The 17,734-nt window shown below is 63.5% G+C and carries 21 protein-coding genes and 2 pseudogenes; 10 read left to right on the top strand and 13 right to left on the bottom strand.

Annotated features, from left to right (window positions below):
- Window positions 1-19 precede the first annotated feature (19 nt).
- The 4 genes from DTQ71_RS08145 to DTQ71_RS08130 all read right to left on the bottom strand — a co-directional run bounded on the left by DTQ71_RS08145 (window position 20) and on the right by DTQ71_RS08130 (window position 2,196).
- Entirely contained in the window at window positions 20-685 is a 666-nt protein-coding gene (locus DTQ71_RS08145; RefSeq protein WP_109563810.1) for a GntR family transcriptional regulator, read from the bottom strand.
- A 116-nt stretch (window positions 686-801) separates the two neighbouring features.
- Window positions 802-1,104: an FCD domain-containing protein gene (locus DTQ71_RS23440; RefSeq protein WP_170125356.1), complete on the bottom strand. Its 303-nt coding sequence runs from the start codon at window positions 1,102-1,104 to the stop codon at window positions 802-804.
- On the bottom strand, window positions 1,059-1,481 hold the full coding sequence (locus DTQ71_RS08135) for a GntR family transcriptional regulator (RefSeq protein WP_170125355.1): 423 nt from the start codon (window positions 1,479-1,481) through the stop codon (window positions 1,059-1,061). Before DTQ71_RS08135 ends, DTQ71_RS23440 begins: the two co-directional genes overlap by 46 nt.
- Before the next feature lie 4 nt (window positions 1,482-1,485).
- Window positions 1,486-2,196 carry a maleate cis-trans isomerase family protein gene (locus DTQ71_RS08130; RefSeq protein WP_109563807.1) on the bottom strand — a complete coding sequence of 237 codons (711 nt, stop codon included), beginning with the start codon at window positions 2,194-2,196 and terminating at the stop codon, window positions 1,486-1,488.
- Window positions 2,197-2,464: 268 nt separating this feature from the next.
- On the opposite strand from DTQ71_RS08130, the gene DTQ71_RS08125 reads away from it, so the two are divergent.
- The 4 genes from DTQ71_RS08125 to DTQ71_RS08110 all read left to right on the top strand — a co-directional run bounded on the left by DTQ71_RS08125 (window position 2,465) and on the right by DTQ71_RS08110 (window position 4,027).
- Complete coding sequence (locus DTQ71_RS08125; protein ID WP_109563806.1) at window positions 2,465-2,944, top strand: tripartite tricarboxylate transporter TctB family protein; 480 nt, start codon at window positions 2,465-2,467, stop codon at window positions 2,942-2,944.
- A complete protein-coding gene (locus DTQ71_RS08120; RefSeq protein WP_109563805.1) occupies window positions 2,945-3,283 on the top strand; it encodes a tripartite tricarboxylate transporter permease in 339 nt (112 codons plus the stop codon). It begins immediately after the preceding gene.
- 27 nt (window positions 3,284-3,310) lie between these two features.
- Entirely contained in the window at window positions 3,311-3,505 is a 195-nt protein-coding gene (locus DTQ71_RS08115) for a heavy-metal-associated domain-containing protein (RefSeq protein WP_109563804.1), read from the top strand.
- Between the two features lie 66 nt (window positions 3,506-3,571).
- Window positions 3,572-4,027 (top strand): DUF411 domain-containing protein, encoded by a 456-nt coding sequence (locus DTQ71_RS08110; RefSeq protein WP_109563803.1) that lies wholly within the window; start codon window positions 3,572-3,574, stop codon window positions 4,025-4,027.
- A 187-nt stretch (window positions 4,028-4,214) separates the two neighbouring features.
- On the opposite strand, the pseudogene DTQ71_RS08105 reads toward DTQ71_RS08110, so the two are convergent.
- The 4 genes and pseudogenes from DTQ71_RS08105 to DTQ71_RS08090 form a co-directional block, all read right to left on the bottom strand.
- Window positions 4,215-4,412, bottom strand: a pseudogene (locus DTQ71_RS08105) (transposase); the annotation flags it as partial.
- A 56-nt stretch (window positions 4,413-4,468) separates the two neighbouring features.
- Window positions 4,469-4,993 carry a VPLPA-CTERM sorting domain-containing protein gene (locus DTQ71_RS08100; RefSeq protein ID WP_245947344.1) on the bottom strand — a complete coding sequence of 175 codons (525 nt, stop codon included), beginning with the start codon at window positions 4,991-4,993 and terminating at the stop codon, window positions 4,469-4,471.
- A gap of 29 nt (window positions 4,994-5,022) precedes the next feature.
- Entirely contained in the window at window positions 5,023-7,452 is a 2,430-nt protein-coding gene (locus DTQ71_RS24585; protein ID WP_109563801.1) for a S8 family serine peptidase, read from the bottom strand.
- 278 nt (window positions 7,453-7,730) lie between these two features.
- A pseudogene (locus tag DTQ71_RS08090) lies at window positions 7,731-7,922 on the bottom strand (protein NO VEIN domain-containing protein); the annotation flags it as partial.
- 52 nt (window positions 7,923-7,974) lie between these two features.
- On the opposite strand from DTQ71_RS08090, the gene DTQ71_RS24840 reads away from it, so the two are divergent.
- Window positions 7,975-8,376 carry a transposase gene (locus tag DTQ71_RS24840; protein WP_407066398.1) on the top strand — a complete coding sequence of 134 codons (402 nt, stop codon included), beginning with the start codon at window positions 7,975-7,977 and terminating at the stop codon, window positions 8,374-8,376.
- Between the two features lie 68 nt (window positions 8,377-8,444).
- Here the strand turns inward: DTQ71_RS24840 and DTQ71_RS24150 are convergent, their stop codons facing one another.
- Window positions 8,445-9,179 (bottom strand): hypothetical protein, encoded by a 735-nt coding sequence (locus DTQ71_RS24150; protein ID WP_245947342.1) that lies wholly within the window; start codon window positions 9,177-9,179, stop codon window positions 8,445-8,447.
- Window positions 9,180-9,227: 48 nt separating this feature from the next.
- Entirely contained in the window at window positions 9,228-9,701 is a 474-nt protein-coding gene (locus DTQ71_RS24145) for an Arm DNA-binding domain-containing protein (protein WP_245947340.1), read from the bottom strand.
- A 683-nt stretch (window positions 9,702-10,384) separates the two neighbouring features.
- Between DTQ71_RS24145 and DTQ71_RS08075 the strand changes: the two genes are divergently transcribed.
- Both DTQ71_RS08075 and DTQ71_RS08070 read left to right on the top strand, forming a co-directional pair.
- The gene (locus DTQ71_RS08075) at window positions 10,385-10,954 is read left to right on the top strand and encodes a DUF2087 domain-containing protein (RefSeq protein ID WP_109563799.1); all 570 of its coding nucleotides are present in this window, start codon (window positions 10,385-10,387) and stop codon (window positions 10,952-10,954) included.
- Window positions 10,947-11,327 (top strand): GFA family protein, encoded by a 381-nt coding sequence (locus tag DTQ71_RS08070; protein WP_109563798.1) that lies wholly within the window; start codon window positions 10,947-10,949, stop codon window positions 11,325-11,327. The genes DTQ71_RS08075 and DTQ71_RS08070 overlap by 8 nt, the downstream gene beginning before the upstream one ends.
- Before the next feature lie 89 nt (window positions 11,328-11,416).
- Here DTQ71_RS08070 and DTQ71_RS08065 read toward each other — a convergent pair whose 3' ends face one another.
- Window positions 11,417-12,337 carry a LysR family transcriptional regulator gene (locus tag DTQ71_RS08065; protein WP_109563797.1) on the bottom strand — a complete coding sequence of 307 codons (921 nt, stop codon included), beginning with the start codon at window positions 12,335-12,337 and terminating at the stop codon, window positions 11,417-11,419.
- A gap of 158 nt (window positions 12,338-12,495) precedes the next feature.
- Here DTQ71_RS08065 and DTQ71_RS08060 point away from each other — a divergent pair, with 158 nt between their 5' ends.
- Window positions 12,496-13,128: a LysE family translocator gene (locus DTQ71_RS08060; protein ID WP_109563796.1), complete on the top strand. Its 633-nt coding sequence runs from the start codon at window positions 12,496-12,498 to the stop codon at window positions 13,126-13,128.
- A 217-nt stretch (window positions 13,129-13,345) separates the two neighbouring features.
- Here DTQ71_RS08060 and DTQ71_RS08055 read toward each other — a convergent pair whose 3' ends face one another.
- Window positions 13,346-14,254: a PhzF family phenazine biosynthesis protein gene (locus tag DTQ71_RS08055; RefSeq protein WP_245947391.1), complete on the bottom strand. Its 909-nt coding sequence runs from the start codon at window positions 14,252-14,254 to the stop codon at window positions 13,346-13,348.
- Between the two features lie 89 nt (window positions 14,255-14,343).
- Between DTQ71_RS08055 and DTQ71_RS08050 the strand changes: the two genes are divergently transcribed.
- Window positions 14,344-15,279 carry a LysR family transcriptional regulator gene (locus DTQ71_RS08050; protein WP_109563794.1) on the top strand — a complete coding sequence of 312 codons (936 nt, stop codon included), beginning with the start codon at window positions 14,344-14,346 and terminating at the stop codon, window positions 15,277-15,279.
- Between the two features lie 12 nt (window positions 15,280-15,291).
- Here DTQ71_RS08050 and DTQ71_RS08045 read toward each other — a convergent pair whose 3' ends face one another.
- Complete coding sequence (locus DTQ71_RS08045) at window positions 15,292-16,188, bottom strand: LysR family transcriptional regulator (RefSeq protein ID WP_109563793.1); 897 nt, start codon at window positions 16,186-16,188, stop codon at window positions 15,292-15,294.
- A 108-nt stretch (window positions 16,189-16,296) separates the two neighbouring features.
- Between DTQ71_RS08045 and DTQ71_RS08040 the strand changes: the two genes are divergently transcribed.
- Entirely contained in the window at window positions 16,297-17,490 is a 1,194-nt protein-coding gene (locus DTQ71_RS08040) for an NADH:flavin oxidoreductase/NADH oxidase family protein (protein ID WP_109563792.1), read from the top strand.
- The last annotated feature ends 244 nt before the right edge of the window (window positions 17,491-17,734 follow it).

The raw sequence follows: 17,734 nt of genomic DNA, 5'->3' as shown, positions 1-17,734 counted from the left end.
TCGGCCCGACGCGGCCGGGTCAGTCCCCGGCGTGGCGCAGGACGTCGGCGACGGTTTCGCCAGTGTGACGCAGATGCTCGCGCCAGATCGCTCCGGCGGCAGCAGCGTCGCGCGCGCGGAACGCCGCCATGACCGCCTCGTGCTCGTTCACAGCCTGAAGCCAGCGATCCGCGTCGACAATCGCCATGAAGCGCCCGCGCCGGGCACGAACCATCACCCGGCGATGGCTCTCGGCGAGGATCAGGTTGCCCGCTTCCTCCACGATGGTGTCGTGGATCTCGGTGTTCGTGTCGAAATAGGCCGAGGTATCGCGTGCCTCGTATTCCTTGAGCATCCGCACATGCAAATCCTCGAGTCGCCGCAGCGTCCGGGCCGTGAGGCGCTCGGCCAGCCGTTCCGCGGCGAGCCCCTCGATAACCGCGATGAGGTCGAACAGGTCTTCGGCCTCCTTCTCGGTGTAGCGTGTCACCTGTGCGCCACGGTGCATCGAGATCTCAATCAGCCCGTCGGCGCGCAACAGCTTGAGCGCCTCGCGGACCGGGGTGCGCGAGACGTTCAGGTCCGCTGAAATCCGGCGCTCGACGATCCGCGCCCCGGGCGGCAGATCCCCCTTTACGATCATGTCGCGAAGCCGCTCGGCCACCCATTCGGCGGAAGCCTGTGCGCGGCTGCTCGCTTCGGACATGGTGAACGGCTCCCTACCCTTGCGCCTTCTCCTATCGCGCGTCCCGGTCGGGTGCGCAATCGCCCGGCCCAGGACGTGGGGCAAGGAACGGCGGGACCAACGGCCTCGGGAACGCGCTAAAGGTCAATCTTGGCGATTATCGCGGCGGCGGTCGCCTCGTTATGTGCCACAAGCCGGTCGGCGAGGTCGAGCCGGCCGCGCACAGCCAGCGCCGCACTGATCCCCTCGTGTTCAGCGAGCGAAGCCCGGACCCATGCGGGATCGTTGTTGACGCGGTGGCGGGCGCGCAGAATGTTCTGCTGCAAGCGCTCGTAAACCTTCAGCAGCTCGGCATTACCGGCAAGCCGCGCGCGTTCGAGCTGAAACGCCTCGTTCAGTTCGGTGTAGATCTGCGTGGCCTCCGCCACCTCGGCCGCCACGAGGCGCTCGTGGAGGCGCTGCAGATCCTCGATATCGGCATCGGAGAGGCGCGCACGGCCGATTGCAGGCCGATGAAGTGCTCGATGGCGCCCTTCGCCTCGAAGAGGTCGCGCAGCCGCGCCGGGTCGAGCGGCGCAACCGTCGCCCCACGATTGGGCTGGAGCCCCTCGGCCGAAAGCGCCTTGAGCGCCTCGCGCATGGGCGTGCGCGACACGTCGAACCGGGCGCAGAGCTCGGCCTCGGCAAGGCGGGCGCCAGCCGCGAGCGAGCCACGCAGGATCAGGTCGCGGATGCTGTCGCGGAGGTAGTCATGCAACCCGCCGCCACGGTCGGGCCGTGCGCCCGCCTCCGCCGTCGCGGGTTCGCGTTGCGTCACGGCCTCAGCCAGCGCCGGCGGCGAAGAGCCTGCCGAAGCGCGCCAGCGGCGCGGTATCGAGGCCGAGCTTTCGAAGCGCGGTCCACAGGGTGACGGCGATGGAATCGATCACGGGCACATTGTACTCGTCCTCGACGGCCCGCGCGACCAGCGGCCCCCGCATGTTGGTGCAAACCACGGCGACGGCCTCAGCCCCTTCCGAGGCGACCTCCCGGCACATCTCGCGCACCGTCGCCGCGCCGATGGTGGCGAAGGCGTAATTGTCGGACAGATCGGACCGGCGAGCCGCGACGACCTTGACGCCGATCCGCGCGTAGTTCGCCGCGATCGCCTGCTCGACGTCTTCAGTATAGGGCGTGACGAGGCCGAGACGGCGCACACCGAACAGCGCCAGCGCCTCGTTCAGCCCCACGATGGCCGAGGTCGCCGGACAGCCCGTCCGCTCCTCGATCATGGCGCAGAGCCGGTCGTCGATGTCGAACCCGCGCCAGCTCGCCGCAGTCCCGTTCCAGGCGATCAGCGAGGGGCGCGCGTCGGCCAGCAGGTCGGCCGCGCCGAGGATCGCGTCGTCGGCGAACTGCTGGTCGGAGTCGCCGTCGAGCGCGATCCGCGTGACGCGGAATCGCCCGAAGTGGACGCTGACCTTGTCGGAGATGGGGGCGACGAGGGCGTTCGTCGCCGGCTCCAGTACAGTGTTCGACGACGGCGTAAGCATGCCGATTCGAATTGGGGGCACGTCGCTCTCGGGGCGTTCTGTCTGGGGCACGGTGTACTTCTCGCTGACTGCGCGCCTGCGTCATGGCGCATATATTGCACACACATTTGGCCATCCTGACGGCAAGAGAGTGCCGTGGATCGTGAAGGCGGAAACGCTCACCAGACCCAAAATTCCCGCACGTACCTGATATTATGATTATATTTTTGAACTATATTTGCGCCTTGTTCAATGCAGTCTGCTGCCAGCTTGCATTATTGCATGCAATATGGAGAGCAGGGTGTCATACCGCCCATCCCCTCGCAACGCCGACACGATCACGGGAGCGCTAACGCTCGCCCTAGGGCTTACAGCGCTGATGCTGGCGCCCGGGGAAGTGCAGAGCGACGGCTTCCGGCAGTTCGGCAACGTGCGTTCGCCGGCTTTCTTTCCGATCCTCGCCGGCGGCGCGACGGCGGCGATCTCGCTCATCCTGCTCGTGCGGGGTGCGCTGCAAGCGGCGCCCCCGATATCCGTGGAACGTCCTGGACGGGTTCTGACGGTGACCGCGGCCCTCACGGGCGCGACGGCGATGATCTTCTGGGTGGGCTACATCGCGGCCGCGGCGGCGCTGATTGCCGCCCTTTCGCTCACGTTCGGGAACCGCAGACCGGTTGTGGTCGCGCGGCTCGCGCTGGCCGCACCGGTGGCGATTTACCTGCTATTCAACGGCGTGCTCGACGTGCTGCTTCCCGCGGGACCGTTCTGAATGCTGGCTGACCTCGCCATGGGCTTCCAGATGATCCTCGACCCGGTCGTGGTCGGGGTCGCGCTGCTGGGCCTTCTTGCCGGCATCTTCGTCGGTGCGCTGCCTGGGCTCACGGCAACGATGGCGGTCGCGGTGCTCGCCCCCTTCACATTCGTCATGGACACGCTGATCGGGCTCCCATTTCTGCTCGGCGCCTACAAGGGCGTCATCTATGCCGGCTCGATCCCTGCGATCCTGATCAACACGCCGGGCACGGCGGCGGCCGCAGCGACGGCGGCCGACGGCAACGCCATGGCGAGGTCCGGCCGGGCGCGCGAGGCACTGGAGATCAGCCTCTAAGACTCGACACGCCAAGGAGAACTCAAAATGAAGTTTCACGTCCCGGACATAAGCTGCGGCCACTGTACAGCTGCCATCGACAAGGCCCTCAAATCGATCGATCCGGATGCCAAGGTCGATACCGACCTGACGCCGAAGACCGTCACGATCCTGTCCGCTGTGGATGCCGCTGCGCGACAGATCGCCCTGAAAGAAGCCGGCTACCCCGCTACTCCGGCTTGACGAACCAATGTGAAATCTCGAGCAGTCGACGGCCGAAACCGAACAGGATTGGAACTGGAAATACGAATGAACAGACGAGAATTCATTGTTGCAGGCGTCGCCGCCGCCGGGCTGGCCGGGAGGACCCAAGCTCAGACCCAGTCACCGCGCATCGAGGTCTACAAATCACCGACCTGCGGATTCTGCTCGGCATGGGTCGAGCACATGGAGCGCGCGGGTTTCCTCGTGGACGCGCGCGATATCGACCAGGACGCCCTTTATGCACTCAAGGCACGGTCCGGGATCACGCCCGAACTGGCCTCTTGCCACACCGCAATCGTCGACGGTTACGTCGTTGAGGGCCACGTGCCCGCCGCAGATGTCGTGCGTCTGCTCGCTGAACGACCGGAAGCCATCGGCCTGTCGGTTCCTGGCATGCCGATCGGCTCACCCGGCATGGAGATGGGCAATCAGCGCGACACCTTCGATACCCTGCTGGTGAGGGGTGACGGGTCAACCGAGGTTTTCGAGCGGCACGCCTAAAAGGTTTGCTATCGCTCTTCACATCGCCGCGCTGGGTGACCAGCAGCAAGGCTTACAGTTGCGCCCCCACCGCGGATGCTGATCGCCCACGACGAACGGATGCGCATGACGGCGCTTGCCCTTCAGATGGGGTGGTCGAGCGGCAGCTTTGCGTGGCTATGCGGGAGGATCGCCGGATCCTCCTTCGGCCATACTCTTTCCGCCACCGATAGTACGTGAACTGCGTGACGCCGATCGACCGTACCGCCTCGGCCACCGACTGGCCTTGCGACACCATCACATCGGCCTGCCGCAGCTTCCCGACGATCTCTTCAGGCTTGTACTTCTTCTGGGGGCATTTCTCTGCCCTCCATCTGACTCGAAAGCCTACTTCAGGGAGAACCACTTTTCAGGGGGGCAGGCCAAGACGAGGCGCGTGCCAGCCGCGTATCGCGGGGCCGGTTAACTGGGCCGGCGGCGCAGCGCGGCAAGCGCGCCCGCACCCGCCAGAAGCAGTAGGACCGAAGCCGGCAGAGGGATCGCTGCGATGCTGAAGGTCCCGGAGGCAAAGCCGATTCCTTCATCGGCGTCGAACACGAACGTGCCAGCCCCCCCGGCATTGAGGCCGAAGGAGACCGTAAGGTTGGTCAGCCCGTCCACATCGCCGAAGCTGAACGTCCCGTTCAGGCCCGGAGCGGTCGTCGTGTCGAAGGAGATCGTCACCGGGTCCGTCGGGATCGTGATCGAGAGGCCGCTGCCAATGGTCAGCGCCGCCGACGTGACGAGGCAGGCATCGGGGCAGAGCGGGTCCGTCTCGTCGAAGGACAGGGTTCCACCGAAGAGGTCGCCTGTCGTGAGCGTCCCTGAATAGCCCGTGGGCGCGGTGAAAGCCGTCACGGCCCCAGTAAAGTCCACAACGGACGCGGCGGCGGCCGAAGGCAAGAGCGAGACCGCCAGCACCGCGGCGCCTGCTATCCTGGACATCATGTCAAAGCCTCTCATTGTCGCGCCACTCATCATACCAAACCCAGACCGAAAATCGATGCTCCGGTTTCGTCGACGAAATCGGTCGCGACCAGGGATACGCCAGCCACCTGTGCCACCACGTCGCCATCCAGCCGGATATTCGTGCCGCCGAGGATCGCATCATAGGTCGCCGCGCCCAGGGCGAGGAACTCCGTGGTCAGCACGATCAGATCCACGCCCTGCTCGAAATCTGCGATCCTGTCGCGGCCGATGGCGGAACTGATCACGAAGCTGTCGGCATCCGCGCCGCCGAACATCGTGTCGGAGCCGGCATCGCCTTCCAGCCAGTCCGCGCCGCGGCCGCCGACCAAAAGGTCGTTGCCGGCACCCCCGAAGAGGACATCGTCGCTCGCCTTACCTTGCAGGCGGTCGTCGTCGTCGCCGCCGAAGAGGCGATCGATGCCCGCGGCACCGACCAGCACGTCGTTGCCGGACTGACCGAGAAGGATGTTCACGTCGTCCGCCGTGCCCGTCGCTTCCAGCCGATTGCGCCCCGTATCGCCTTCCACGACGTTCGCGAGCAGGCGCAGCGCCCCATCCGGGTTGACGAAGCCGTGGCCCGTCGCCTCGTCGACGAGGGCCAGTTTCCCATCGTCGGCGGCGATGAAGGGGTTGTCCATGCCGAAAGCGGAAGCACGCAGCGCGTCATAGACCTCCTGCGGCGTGGCATTGGGCACGGCCTCCAGCAAGAGCGCCCCGACCGCGGCGACATGGGGCGCGGCGGCGGAGGTGCCGAAGAAGTTGGGGAAACCATTCGGCTCAACGTCGCTGCCGAAGAAGGTCGTGTCGGTGCCGTCCGGCCCGACGATATCGACGCGTTGGCGGGTCTGCTCGTTCGCCGCGAGCGGCGTCCCGTCGATGTCGCGCAGGATCGGCTCCCCCCCGGCGGAGGAGAAGCCGTTCAGCACCGCCTCGGTGAGGGTGTTGTTGAAATTCGGCGTGTTGAAATACGCCGACGCGCCGACGCCGAGCCCCCCCTCGGCCCCGGAATGGCCGTAGCTGGCGCCGGTTCCGTTCGGCGCTTCGAAGAAGTTCGGATTGGAGATGTCGATGGTGGATCCGAAGTCGCGGATGAAGAAGCGCTCCGTATCCGGGCTGCTGTCGGAATACTTGAAAATGGCCAGACCGAAAACGGCATCCAAGCCGGTCGTGTTCGTGAATTGCACGAACTCGAAAGGCGACGAGGTGTTGACGGCATTGCTGCCACCCACGACGGCTAGGCTGGAATTGAGAACGAAGATGTCGAGATCGGTCTCCGTGACAGGGGCGCCGACATCAGCATTCGTGAAGGCGTCCGCCCACTGCAGAAAGATCCGCAGCGTTCCCCCATTGGGTAGAAAGAACTGTCGAATTTGATCCGTGGAAGTTGGATCGGGGTTAAAGTCGTGAACGCTTTCGTAAAGATCGCCGTTGAACAGGGCGTTGAAAGGATCTGGGTTGAAGTCTTGCGCGAAAGCCTGGACGGCGCCGTTGCCGGCCGAGGAGTAATACTGGCGGCCCGCGGCGAAGGCGTTGTCCACCGCCTGAGAGATGATGCCGTCGAGATAGACAGGATCGATCGCGTAGAACACGTCGTCGACGATGATGTCAGCCCCATCGGCCACGAGCGCGTCGATGCCGCCGGCGAAGGTGGCTTCGCCACCGAAGGCCGTGTGGTAGGAGAACGTGACCCCCGGCGCGACATCGTAGATCAACTGCGCCATGGCGCGGCCTTCGTCCGATCCGAAGGGGAAATCCTGAAGGATGGTAACACCAGCCGGCAGGTCGCCGGTGGCGATGTCATCGGCATAGGTGGTCAGCGGCGGATTGGCGGTGTTGTCGCGGGCGGTGTCGAAGGAATCCGAAAGGACCCCGATCTTCACGCCCGAGCCATCGACGCGATATTTGGCGTTGAAGTCGTCCGTTCCCATCGACTCGGCGCCCTGGGACAGGACGGCGCCGGCATTGGTCATCGAGAGGTTGGGCGTGGCGTCGCGCAGGCCGGGCACCGTCAGAAGCTTCGGCAGGTCCTCGATGGCGACAAGCACATCAACCGCGTTGTTGACACTGCCCGTCTCCGCGATGCCGAGATCCGACAGCGCCTTTCGCATCGCCTGCATCTGACCGCGCTCGCCGATCAGGCTGACGCTCACCATTCCGGTATCGGCAGGATCGTATGTGGCACTGCTCTCGCCCGACCAGAGCGGCAGGAGTTTTTGGCCGATAGGCAGGAGCTTCTTGCCGACCTCGCCATCGACGAGTTTGCCGATCAGGGAGCGGCTGAGTTCGAACCCGCCCGCCTCTGCGACGGCTTCCGCGAAACCGCGATACGCGGCCTTCTCGGCGCGGCTCAGGTCTTGCAGCCTGATCTCTCGACTCGCGAGGACGCTACTGTTTTCGCCAGGCGCGACAAGGTCCGCGCTCGGATCAACTTCAGACATCGCACCCTCCAAACCAGAAACGAGCCGTGACAGCAGTTAACGAAGTTTGCCAACCTTGCGTAAGGCATAATGTGAAATTGATTGAAAATGATGCGCGATTTCTGGTGCTGGCAGACTAATTCGAACCAGTCTCCGTTTGGACAGCGATACTGCCCCTTATGCCGCGCAGAGACCACGCCACTCGGCAAGGGCGACTGCCCGCCGTGACCCTGTTGAAACTGACCGATCTCGCGGCCCTGCCATGGCGCGAACAGCCGGAACGGGTGTTCGACTGACCCTCAGTGAAAGCTCGCCTGAAACGTGGTCGCGGTCAGTGAAACGTGGGCATGGAGCGGTGGGTGCAGTTCGAACGCCTTCGGCTCTCGGGAGAAATTCCACAGGCGGAACAGACGCCATTCCGACCGTCGCTCCTCGGCCACGGCCAACTCGTTGCGGCTGATGTAGAAGGGCGTGCGCACCCAGACCTTCGTGGCCGGTCTGACCGCCGCCGCGATCATCGCGCCCTGGCCGATCGAAGGCGCGATGAACGGCGCGCTCTTCACCGACTGGGTCGAGACGCAACTCGCCCCCGTCCTCGCGCCAGGCACGGTCGTGATCCTCGACAAACCCTCCACCCACAAGGTCGCCCCCGCTGCCGAAGCCCTGCGCCGCGCCGGATGCTGGTTCCTCTTCCTGCCTGCCTACTCCCCCGACCGTTCGGGCGCTTTCGCGGCCCCACTGGGGCCACGGTCGCCCTCACCCTATCGAGATGGCCTTCGCCAAGCTCAAAGCTCATCTCCGGCGGATCGATGCCAGGACGATCGACGACGCCTCGGATACCATCGGCACGATCTGCCGCACCTTCACCCCAAACGAATGCCGCAACTACCTCCGACACGCAGGCTATGCTCCAGAATTATGATCCGACGCTTTAGACGCGAATGATTTCGGTGTGTTGAGCAGCGAGCGGGGCCGAGTGTCGGGTGCCCGAAAGGTCCATTTTTCGCGACCTTTCAGCAGGGCTTCGATAATCTAAATCTTTGGATCGGGCGCCCCGTCGAAAATCCGAGGTTATCTCTTGTACCGAGCAGAGAGCCAATCGGCTCCTCCGGCGCAAGGTCCTCGTCCGTCAACTGGTCGATAGCCCATTTCGCTGCGTTCCGAAATTGAGCCTTGATCCCGAGAACCTTGAAGAGGTCCTCGACGGCGCGGCCGCAATCGGTCGACGGATGATTGCTCTCGCTCGATGTGCCCAGCGTAGGGCGCTCTCCGGTATGCCGCGCGATCAGCTTCGCAAGGCGCAAGGCGATTGCTCGGGCATAGTGGTTCGGAGCTGGTGCCTTTGGCTCCAGAAGGTCGCCTCCTGACTTGCAAGCTCTTGCTTTCGCTCGACTAGAGCCAGGCACGTGATACAGTGCAAGCACGAGCGTGAAAGTGAATCCGACGGCCTTGGCGTTCTGCAACACCAAATCGACTGGTGTGTCTGGCCGTCTGGTCAGTCCGCCCTGGTTCTCGCTAGCGTCGATGAAATCACTGAGGCGTTCCGATACGCCTCTTTGATCGCTTCCCTCTCTGAACTGCCCGGCGAGTATTTCGAACAACGCGCGCCCATGCTCCGCGGCGGCCTCGACGGCGACTTTCTCGGCGAGAAACTCCGCCTTCGTGTCGTGCTGATTAGGCTTGCTGACGTCGAGACGATGCGCTGTCGCGCCGAGCAGACCCCTCCTGGCAGGCGGTACATCGAGCACGGTGCCGATCCTTTGTGCCACACGCCGCGCTGTCTCGGTCTTGTCGGTCTAGATCGGCGAAAGGACAGCTAGAACCTCCGGTTGACCGATGGCGTCGACGGGCAACCGCCCGATTTTCGGAAAGGCATACTCGGCCAGCGTGTTGATCCATTGTTGTCCATGCTTGGGGTTCTTCCAGGTCGGAAGGCGCTCGACATACACCTGCCTGGCGATCTCCTCGAAGCTTGGGATGTCCTTTGCGCCGTGATGCTTCGGATGCAGCCCGGATCGCGCAAGCCGCCGATACTCAAGCGCGCGCGCCCGTGCCTCGTTGATCATCACCAGATCCGCGCCGCCGAGCCCGAAATCGGTCCTGAGCGGCTTGCCCGCGCGGTTCTTCTGTCCCTTGATCGTCGCCCGCACGACCCAGCGCCGCGCCCCGGACGGATCGACCACAAGATACAGCCCGTTCCCGTCGGAATGCCGCCCCGGCCCGAGCGAACGCACCAGCGCCTTCGTCAGCTTCCCAGAGATGTGCGCCATCAGTATACCTCGTTTCATACCACGCAAGAGGCATGATCGAAGGCAATCGAAGAAAACTCATCCGCAAGGACAAGCAGGCCCAGCGCCCTATTTTCAAAGGAAAAGCGCCATCGAGCGCGACCGCGGATAGCACCGTTCTGAGGTAAAATGGCGGAGGGAACGCGACTGGGATCGAACGTTCTCTCGCACCTACGTCATTGTTTTATTTCGCAGGTTCGAGGGTGTGAGCGTCCATTCGGTTCAGTCGCGACTATCAACGAAACAGGGATTAACTTCGCCTGCAGCAACCACTTCCGAAACAGCGCGGAGCCGTCCGCTGCAGCGCCATGCACCTGGAATAGGTTCTGTGCGAGATTGACGTCGATGATGGTGACCTCCCCCGCTCATGCCCTGTCCCACAGATTGTGCTTTGATACCGGAAGCTTGGCACGTTGCCATGCCATCAGGGGAGAGCGGCATCCGCCCCATCTCTACCTCGAGTGGCCAGGATGCATGAATTTTGAGACTTGGAAGATACGAACGGACTCGCTACGGTTCGCTCGGGTTGGCAGACACCCAGGCGTCGCTGCTCTTTCGGGAGAGCTAAATCTGCCATGACTCTTCAAAGACACCGCAACCACCGATGCGCCGTGTCGTTAAGCCAGCGGCCGACGACCAAGTAAGGCGCACACAGTGGGTGCATCATGGCCAAACCCCCAATACCGCTGTCAGCGGACGACCTTACCGTATTTTCCCGCTCCTTGTCGCGACAACTTGGCGATACAAGCCCATCGCACCTGAAGTTGATGAATATGCTGGCTCGCGCTGCCGGCTTTCAAAACCTCCAACACATGCGATCGGCTCATGCTGCAACCCGACGGTTGGAGCGCGGTAAGACAGAGCATGCCGTTGATGCCCGTGCAGTCGAGCGCTGCCTACATCAGTTCGACGCCGTTGGCCGCCTCCGCCGATGGCCGTCGAAACGCTCGGTGCAGACGCTTGCGCTCTGGAGCCTCTGGGCCAGACTCCCAGCCGGGCGAAACATGACAGAACGCGAGATCAGCGACCGGCTGTGCGCTGAACACCTGTTCGGCGATCCTGCAACATTGCGGCGGACGATGATCTCCTGCGGGCTTCTGACGCGCCGCCCGGATGGCACCGACTATCGACGCATCGAAAAGGAGCCGCCCGCAGAGGCGAAGGTGCTGATCCGGGCGCTTACGCACCGTGTGCGCGCACGCCTCTCTCGCGCGAGGGAAACGTCCCATGCATAAAGGCTCTTGTCTATGTGGCGCCGTCCGGATCACGGTATCCGGAAACTTGCCAAAGCCCAACGCGTGTCATTGCAGGGCCTGCCGCAAGCAAACCGGACACTACGGCGCATCTGTGGATGTTCCGAGGTCATCCCTCAGCGTAGAAAACGAGGACATGGTGCGTTGGTATCAATCCTCAGACAAAGTGCGACGTGGCTTCTGCTGTGCCTGCGGGTCGACCCTGTTCTGGGATCCGGTGCACCATGATTGGACGGCTATCGCCATGGGTGCATTCGATGGGTCCACGGGCACGTCCCTCTCGATGCACATCTTCGTTTCGGAAAAGGGCGACTACTACGAAATTGCCGATGGCCTCCCGCAAAACAGCCGATAGGGAATCTGCGTGCGCCGGGCGCCTTGCGTCCGGCGCTCAGGTCATCTCCTATGCCGGCAGACCGAGGGTACGGCCCTGGGTGCCGGTCGTCATGCAAAGCTGCTTTTCGCGCGGGAGGTCCTCGGAATTGCGTAGCCGTGAGTTGGCCGGAGACGTCCATTCCGGTGCTCGTTGAAGAGCCCGACGAGCCAGTCATGCGCCGTTCTGACGGCAGACGTCTCGCCGGTCTCGGCGTTTCGCAAAACCCAGATCTCCCGTTCCAGGACCGAACCACCAGCTTGCCTGAGTCCCGGGACAATTTCGCCAAGAAGAACCGGAAGAACCGCACGCGCCGCGCCCGCCGCCACGGCCAGAGCCATCGACATCGGATCGTTGGACCGCATCACCGGTTCTGCACCAGCCAGTGCGTTTTCGACGAAGTCCGCTTCCGGCACGTGGGAAAAACGCTTCGGATAGGCGGCCCAGCCCGAAGGCGGAGGCGCGTCGGCCGGTTCGAACACGGCATAGTCCGCTGTCCCCACTCTGCGGACCAGAAGTGTGTCTGGCACATCTCTCGGTGGGCCAAGGCGAACGGCAATGTCGGCCTCCCACTTGTCGAGGCGCACATTGGCGGGCTCGGTTTCGATTTCGACCGAGATCCCGGGCGCCTGCCGATGAAGTGCAGCCACTCCCGGTGCGAGAACAAAGCGCGCAAGGGTTGGGGGCGCACTGATCCGGACGAGCCCGTCCGGTGCGTCGCGGAGTTTCCGCGCAGACATCCTGAATGCGCGCTCCGCGTCTTCCATCTCCTGCGCGTGGCTCAGCAGGCGTTGCCCTTCTTCGGTAAGCCCCAATGCACCGTGCCCTCTCTGGAACAGCGACAGGCGGACCGCCTGCTCAAGTGCCTTGGTGCGGCGACTGACCGTTGTCGGGTCTACGGCGAGTTCCCTTGCCAACGCGGTCAGCGAGCCCGCCCGGCTCGCAGCCAGAAGAAGCCGGATGTCATCCCAGGAAAGTCGTTCCAAAGTCATTCCTGCATAAATCCAGATATTCTCTGAGAATTACAGCATTTTCGCAGCTCAACTGCATTCGTATCAGTGTTCCCAAGCCAATCGCCGGGACCTGTGAGCTGCGAAGACGGTTGTTCCGCGGCTGCAAACCCAGGACTCGAAACGGCGGGAGAGTACAAATGGTCGAGAATCCCAACTTGTTCGCCGCACTTGTAACCTTCGCTGTGATCGCCTCGGTCACCCCGGGGCCAAACAATTTCATGGTCATGGCCTCCAGCGCCGCGTTCGGCTGGCGCCGGACCGTTCCGCATGTGGCCGGGATTGCCGGAGGTTTTGCCATCATGATCGGTTCCGTCGTGCTTGGCCTTGGCGCCGTGCTCGACGCCTATCCGCACGTTGTGACCGCCGTGCGGATCGCAGGTGCCGGATGGCTCTTCTGGCTGGCCTGGCAAATGGGCCGCTCTGCCTTTGGCCCCACTGCGGACGCCGAAGCCGACCCAAGGGACCAGAAAGCATCGAGGCCACTGAACATATTCGAGGCTGCACTGTTCCAATGGGTCAATCCCAAGGCTTGGACGATGGCGCTAGGGGCGAGTGCGGCCTATTCCGGCGTCGCTTCCGAGCCAGTGATGCGCGCCGCGGTGATGGCGATGACCTTCCTCGTGGTCGCCCCGTTTTGCCTGAGCCTCTGGGCTCTGGCCGGGCGCGGGTTGAGCGCATTGATCACGCAGGGCGCGTCGGCGCGCTGGATGTCGTTGCTCATGGCCGCGCTTGTGGCATTCAGCGCGGCCTCTGTCCTGATCGGACCCTGACAGCGCCGCATACACGGACGTCGAACACCGGCATCCTTCCCGTGCGTTGATCGAAGATCAAATCCCGAGGCCGCCCGGATTGGACGCCCGCAATCCGCCTCTCGCCCGCGCGAAGCCGCTGACGTTCCGGGCATCGGTCCTGGACAACCGGAAGTCTGAACCGCAAGGCCGAATGCCGCGCGTGCTGAATATGCGCCCGGCATTCGGCTGACCGGTCCTAGTCGAGTTCTATCATCATTTCGTGCATGGACCTGCCATATCCGCCGGCGATTAGGCCCTTGATCTTGCCGTCTGCATCGAGGTCGAGATCCACCTTGATCCGGCTTGGCGAGGGCGGGGTCATGAAATACCCCTGCGCAATCTCGAAATGCGATGCCTTAGAGCCGAGGACATCATGCAGGTAGCAAGCGAGCGGACCCGCAGCCATGCCGGTGGCCGCCTCTTCAGGGATGGCATAGCGGGGCGCGAACATGCGGGTCGTGGCGTCAAAATCCGCGTCCTCGCCTTCCAGCGCAAAGACGTAATAGCCGATCAGGTCCAGCTTTTCGCTGATCTCCTCGATCGCGGACTGATCGGGGACGATGGCCGCGAGCGTGGCGGCATCCCGCACGGGAACCACGATGAAGCTGTTGCCGGTGTTCACCAACTGCATGTCCGCGCCATGGATCAGGTCGTCGTCGGTCAGGCCCAGCGACGCCAGGACGTCTGCGCGCCCGACCCCCGCGTCGTTCCAGTCCCCAGGTGAGGCATAACTGGGAGAGAGTTGCTCCATGAATGACTGGTTGTCGCGAATGATGATCTTGCGCGGGCCATCGACCGTCATTTTCGATGTCTCCCCCTCGGAGACACGTCCCAGCTGGGCCAGATAGGAAAAGGCTGCGATTGTCGCGTGGCCGCAATGGGCGATCCGGCGGTTCGGCGTGAAGAAATCGAGGCGAAACCCTGCCTCGTCGGATGCCGATACGAAGGCGGTTTCCGAAACACCGACCTTACGCGCGATCTGCAGCATCTGTGCCTCGTCGAGGCCATCCGCGTCGAGGACGACGCCTGCCGGGTTTCCGCCCATACCATCGTTGACGAACCCGTTGACGATCTGCGCGGTGATGGTTCCGATCTTTCTTGTCATGTCCATCCTGATGCTCCTTTTGAGTGGATCGGATGTTGAACTACTCTGAAATTGCGGAGTATTGACTCATATGCTCATGACCAAAATTCATGAATGACGCTGCGCCGGATATCCTGCGCAAACTCGCCAGCGCTGCGCCGCTGCTCGCCGCGATCAGCAGGACCGGCAGCTTTACCGCGGCCGGCATGGAGCTTGGGCTGAAGCAATCCGCTGTCAGCCACAAGATCCGGGCACTCGAGGCGGATCTGGGCTATGCGCTTTTTTCCCGGACGACCCGACAGGTCGAGCCGACGGGCCAGGGCCGCCTGCTCTGTCAGGCCGCACAGGCCTCTGTCGAAACGCTTACAGCGGCGCTGGAACGGATTGCTCAGCTCGACAGCACGAGCGACACGGTGCTCAGCCTGCCGTCCTCGCTCGCGTTGAAATGGCTTGTGCCAGCCATGTCCCGAGCCTTTGAAAGAGGGCTGCGCATCTCGCTGGAGATCGAGGACGAGCTCACGCAGCTGCAAGCCGAGGGCAGCGCACGCATGGCGATCCGCTTTGGCCCCGGCCCCTATCCTGGCCTGCACGCGCAACTCCTGTCGAAATGCGCCGTGATGCCGGTATCAGGGCCTGCCGTTCCGTCGCTAGAGCACGCGCGACGCGGCAGGCCTGCGATCCTTTTGCGCGACGCGCGGGCCGAGCAGGACGGGACCAGCCTGTCCTGGGAAGACTATCTTGACCAAACCGGAATGGGAGACATAGCGACAGAGACCGGCGCGACCTTTCGCCGAACCGATGTCGTCCTGCAGGCTGCAATCGGTGCGGCAGGCCATGCGCTCGGACGCAGCTTGCTGGTCGAACAGGATATTGCTGACGGTCTCCTTGCGTTGCGTGGCCCCGAAATTCCGTTGAAATCCCGCTACTGGATCGTCGCAAGGCCGGATTACGCACAAACGAAGGCTTTCAAGCGTGTCGCCGACTGGCTGATCTCAGAGGCCAGGCGCAGTCAGGACCTTATGAAAGCCGTTGCCGGTCGACGCTGAGGGCGTGCGTCCTCAGCCAGGCGCAGGGCGCAAATGCGCGACAAGATGATCGACGAGCGCGCGCAGGCGACGCGTGACAACCGACGTTTCCGGCCGCAGGATCAGGATAGCTCCGTCGGCTGCGGGATCGTGATGAGCCTGTAGAAGCGGCACCAGATGTCCGGCGGCGATGCTTTTACCAGCCATGAATTCGGGCAGACAGGCCAGGCCCAGCCCCGCGCAGCACGCATCGTGAAGCGCATCGAGCGAGTTGCAGACAAGGCCCGGCCCCAGTCGGAGGCCCTTATGCGCGCTGACCTCAAGCCCCCACGCGATCGGCATCTTTTCGGTCGGCAGCCGCAAACAACGGTGTGACCCGAGATCGCCTGGCGTCCGGGGTGTGCCATGCGCGGCGATATAGTCCGGAGCGGCACAAATACTGCGCCGGTAAGGGCCGAGCCGTCGTCCGATCAACCCGGAATCCGCGACAATCCCGGTCCTTACTGCGAGATCGACGCCTTCGGCGACAAGGTCGATTTTCCTGTCGGTCAGCGACAGCTCGATCTCGACCTGCGGGTGCCTGTGCATGAACTCGGTCACCGCCGGGACAACAAATCGCTGACCGTAGGCGATGGGTGAGGTCAGGCGCACCGTGCCCCGCAATTGGCCGGTGCCCGCGGTGATGTCCTCTTCCAACGCCTCGAGCCGCGACAGGATCTCGCGCGCGTCTTCCGCATAGCGTCGGCCCGCATCCGTGAGCGCCATGCGCCGGGTCGATCTGGTCAAGAGGTCCACGCCCAGCCGTTCTTCCAACAGCCGGATCCGCTTTCCGACGGCCGACGGGGTCTGCCCGATCGCGCGCGCCGCTGCCGAGAAGCTACCGTGATCCACCACCGCCAGAAAAAGGGCGGTCTCATTCAGTCGATCCATTTGATCCTTTTAGGATTAAGTGATGGTCCAATAGGTGACTTTATCGACCTATCTACTCCCATTTATGACACAGTGACCCGAAAACGTTAAGAGAAGGTCTGACTTGCCATGACCGCCCTGCCCAATCTGTTTGCTCCGCTCACATTGCCGAACGGCCTGCGCCTGAAGAACAGGATCGTGAAGTCTGCCATGTCCGACATGCTGGGCGACGGCCGAGGGAACCCCACACCGGATCAGGCACGGCTCTATGAACGCTGGGCCGAAGGCGGCGTCGCGGCGTCGATCATCGGCGAGGTCCAGGGCGATCCGCGGTTTCCGGAAGCGGCCGGCAATCTCGTGCTGGACGCCGCGTCCGACAAAACGGCGTTCAGAACCCTTGCGCGACGCGGCAGCGCGAACGGTGCCAGCCTTTGGGTTCAGCTTGGCCATGCCGGCGCGCTCACCCCGCGCGACATCGGAAAACCGGTTGGTCCAAGCGCGATCGATCTGCCGGAATTGCAGGCGCGCGCCCTGACCACTCAGGAAATCCGCGCACTGCCCGGCCAATTCGCGGTCACTGCACGGCGCGCCGAGGCATTGGGCTTTGGCGGTGTGCAGATCCATGCGGCGCACGGCTTCCTGCTCAGTCAGTTTCTCTCGCCACTTTTCAACCGCAGAGGCGACCGCTACGGCGGCAGCCTCGAAAATCGTATGCGCCTCTTGATCGAGGTGACGGCCGCAGTGCGCTCTGCGGTGTCACCGGATTTCGTCGTGGCACTGAAGCTAAATTCCAGCGATGGTCTGCAGGGCGGTTTCGAGGAACATGAAGCTTTGCGCGTGATCGCGGCGCTGGATCGAAGCGGGCTCGACCTGATCGACATAAGTGGCGGCACCTATTTTCCAGGCGCGCCTGCCAGCTCGGATCGCGTGGCGTCAGGCCCCTACTTCGTGGATTTCGCCAAGAGGGTGCGCCGTGTCACCACTCTTCCGCTGATGGCCACAGGTGGGTTCAAGACCCACGCCGAAGCGGAGTCCGCCATCGTGACCGGGGCCGTGGACGCGGTTGGGATTGCCCGAGCGCTTGTACTGGACCCGTCCCTCGCAAAGGCATGGGCGCAAGGCGATCCCGGCCCCCAATTCCCCAGATTTCAAAGCACGAAGCCGGGCGGCTTGACGGCATGGTACACGATGGCGATCCGCGCTGTGAGCGAGGAGCGCGCTCCACCTTCGCTTGACATTGAAGTGGCGCTTGGGGAGCTATCAGCCATCTCTGACGCCCAGAACCGGGCCTGGCGAGCCCGCTTTGGCATCGACGCCGCTTGAAGTGGCCTCGCGGTTCCGGCCACCGCCCTTCGCAAACAGCCATGCTACCGCCATGGAATCCCGCGCATCTCGAGCGGTGGAAAGCAGGTTGAGCGCAGCACAGACATCGTCGGGCCTTTCCTGCGCGCGAACGGTCATCCGACCGCCCATTCTGAACCGCCCCGGGTTTGCCGGAGGCTCCAACTCTTGAGTAGGATGGAGCATCATGAGCAAGACCTCGAACAAGTTCTCCCCTGAAGTCCGC

Origin of the sequence: Jannaschia seohaensis, from assembly GCF_900116765.1 — a bacterium.
GTDB classification, from domain to species: Bacteria; Pseudomonadota; Alphaproteobacteria; order Rhodobacterales; family Rhodobacteraceae; genus Jannaschia; species Jannaschia seohaensis.
Note: the sequence above shows the minus strand (reverse complement) of the source record. Positions and strands in the feature narration are given on the sequence as shown.

Bases quoted from the DNA above. Each gene is read 5' to 3' on its own strand.
- DTQ71_RS08145 (WP_109563810.1), bottom strand. From the start codon at position 685: ATGTCCGAAGCGAGCAGCCGCGCACAGGCTTCCGCCGAATGGGTGGCC.
- DTQ71_RS08130 (WP_109563807.1), bottom strand. From the start codon at position 2,196: ATGCTTACGCCGTCGTCGAACACTGTACTGGAGCCGGCGACGAACGCC.
- DTQ71_RS08125 (WP_109563806.1), top strand. From the start codon at position 2,465: ATGGAGAGCAGGGTGTCATACCGCCCATCCCCTCGCAACGCCGACACG.
- DTQ71_RS08120 (WP_109563805.1), top strand. From the start codon at position 2,945: ATGCTGGCTGACCTCGCCATGGGCTTCCAGATGATCCTCGACCCGGTC.
- DTQ71_RS08115 (WP_109563804.1), top strand. From the start codon at position 3,311: ATGAAGTTTCACGTCCCGGACATAAGCTGCGGCCACTGTACAGCTGCC.
- DTQ71_RS08110 (WP_109563803.1), top strand. From the start codon at position 3,572: ATGAACAGACGAGAATTCATTGTTGCAGGCGTCGCCGCCGCCGGGCTG.
- DTQ71_RS08100 (WP_245947344.1), bottom strand. From the start codon at position 4,993: ATGATGTCCAGGATAGCAGGCGCCGCGGTGCTGGCGGTCTCGCTCTTG.
- DTQ71_RS24585 (WP_109563801.1), bottom strand. From the start codon at position 7,452: ATGTCTGAAGTTGATCCGAGCGCGGACCTTGTCGCGCCTGGCGAAAAC.
- DTQ71_RS24840 (WP_407066398.1), top strand. From the start codon at position 7,975: ATGAACGGCGCGCTCTTCACCGACTGGGTCGAGACGCAACTCGCCCCC.
- DTQ71_RS24145 (WP_245947340.1), bottom strand. From the start codon at position 9,701: ATGGCGCACATCTCTGGGAAGCTGACGAAGGCGCTGGTGCGTTCGCTC.
- DTQ71_RS08075 (WP_109563799.1), top strand. From the start codon at position 10,385: ATGGCCAAACCCCCAATACCGCTGTCAGCGGACGACCTTACCGTATTT.
- DTQ71_RS08070 (WP_109563798.1), top strand. From the start codon at position 10,947: ATGCATAAAGGCTCTTGTCTATGTGGCGCCGTCCGGATCACGGTATCC.
- DTQ71_RS08065 (WP_109563797.1), bottom strand. From the start codon at position 12,337: ATGACTTTGGAACGACTTTCCTGGGATGACATCCGGCTTCTTCTGGCT.
- DTQ71_RS08060 (WP_109563796.1), top strand. From the start codon at position 12,496: ATGGTCGAGAATCCCAACTTGTTCGCCGCACTTGTAACCTTCGCTGTG.
- DTQ71_RS08055 (WP_245947391.1), bottom strand. From the start codon at position 14,254: ATGACAAGAAAGATCGGAACCATCACCGCGCAGATCGTCAACGGGTTC.
- DTQ71_RS08050 (WP_109563794.1), top strand. From the start codon at position 14,344: ATGAATGACGCTGCGCCGGATATCCTGCGCAAACTCGCCAGCGCTGCG.
- DTQ71_RS08045 (WP_109563793.1), bottom strand. From the start codon at position 16,188: ATGGATCGACTGAATGAGACCGCCCTTTTTCTGGCGGTGGTGGATCAC.
- DTQ71_RS08040 (WP_109563792.1), top strand. From the start codon at position 16,297: ATGACCGCCCTGCCCAATCTGTTTGCTCCGCTCACATTGCCGAACGGC.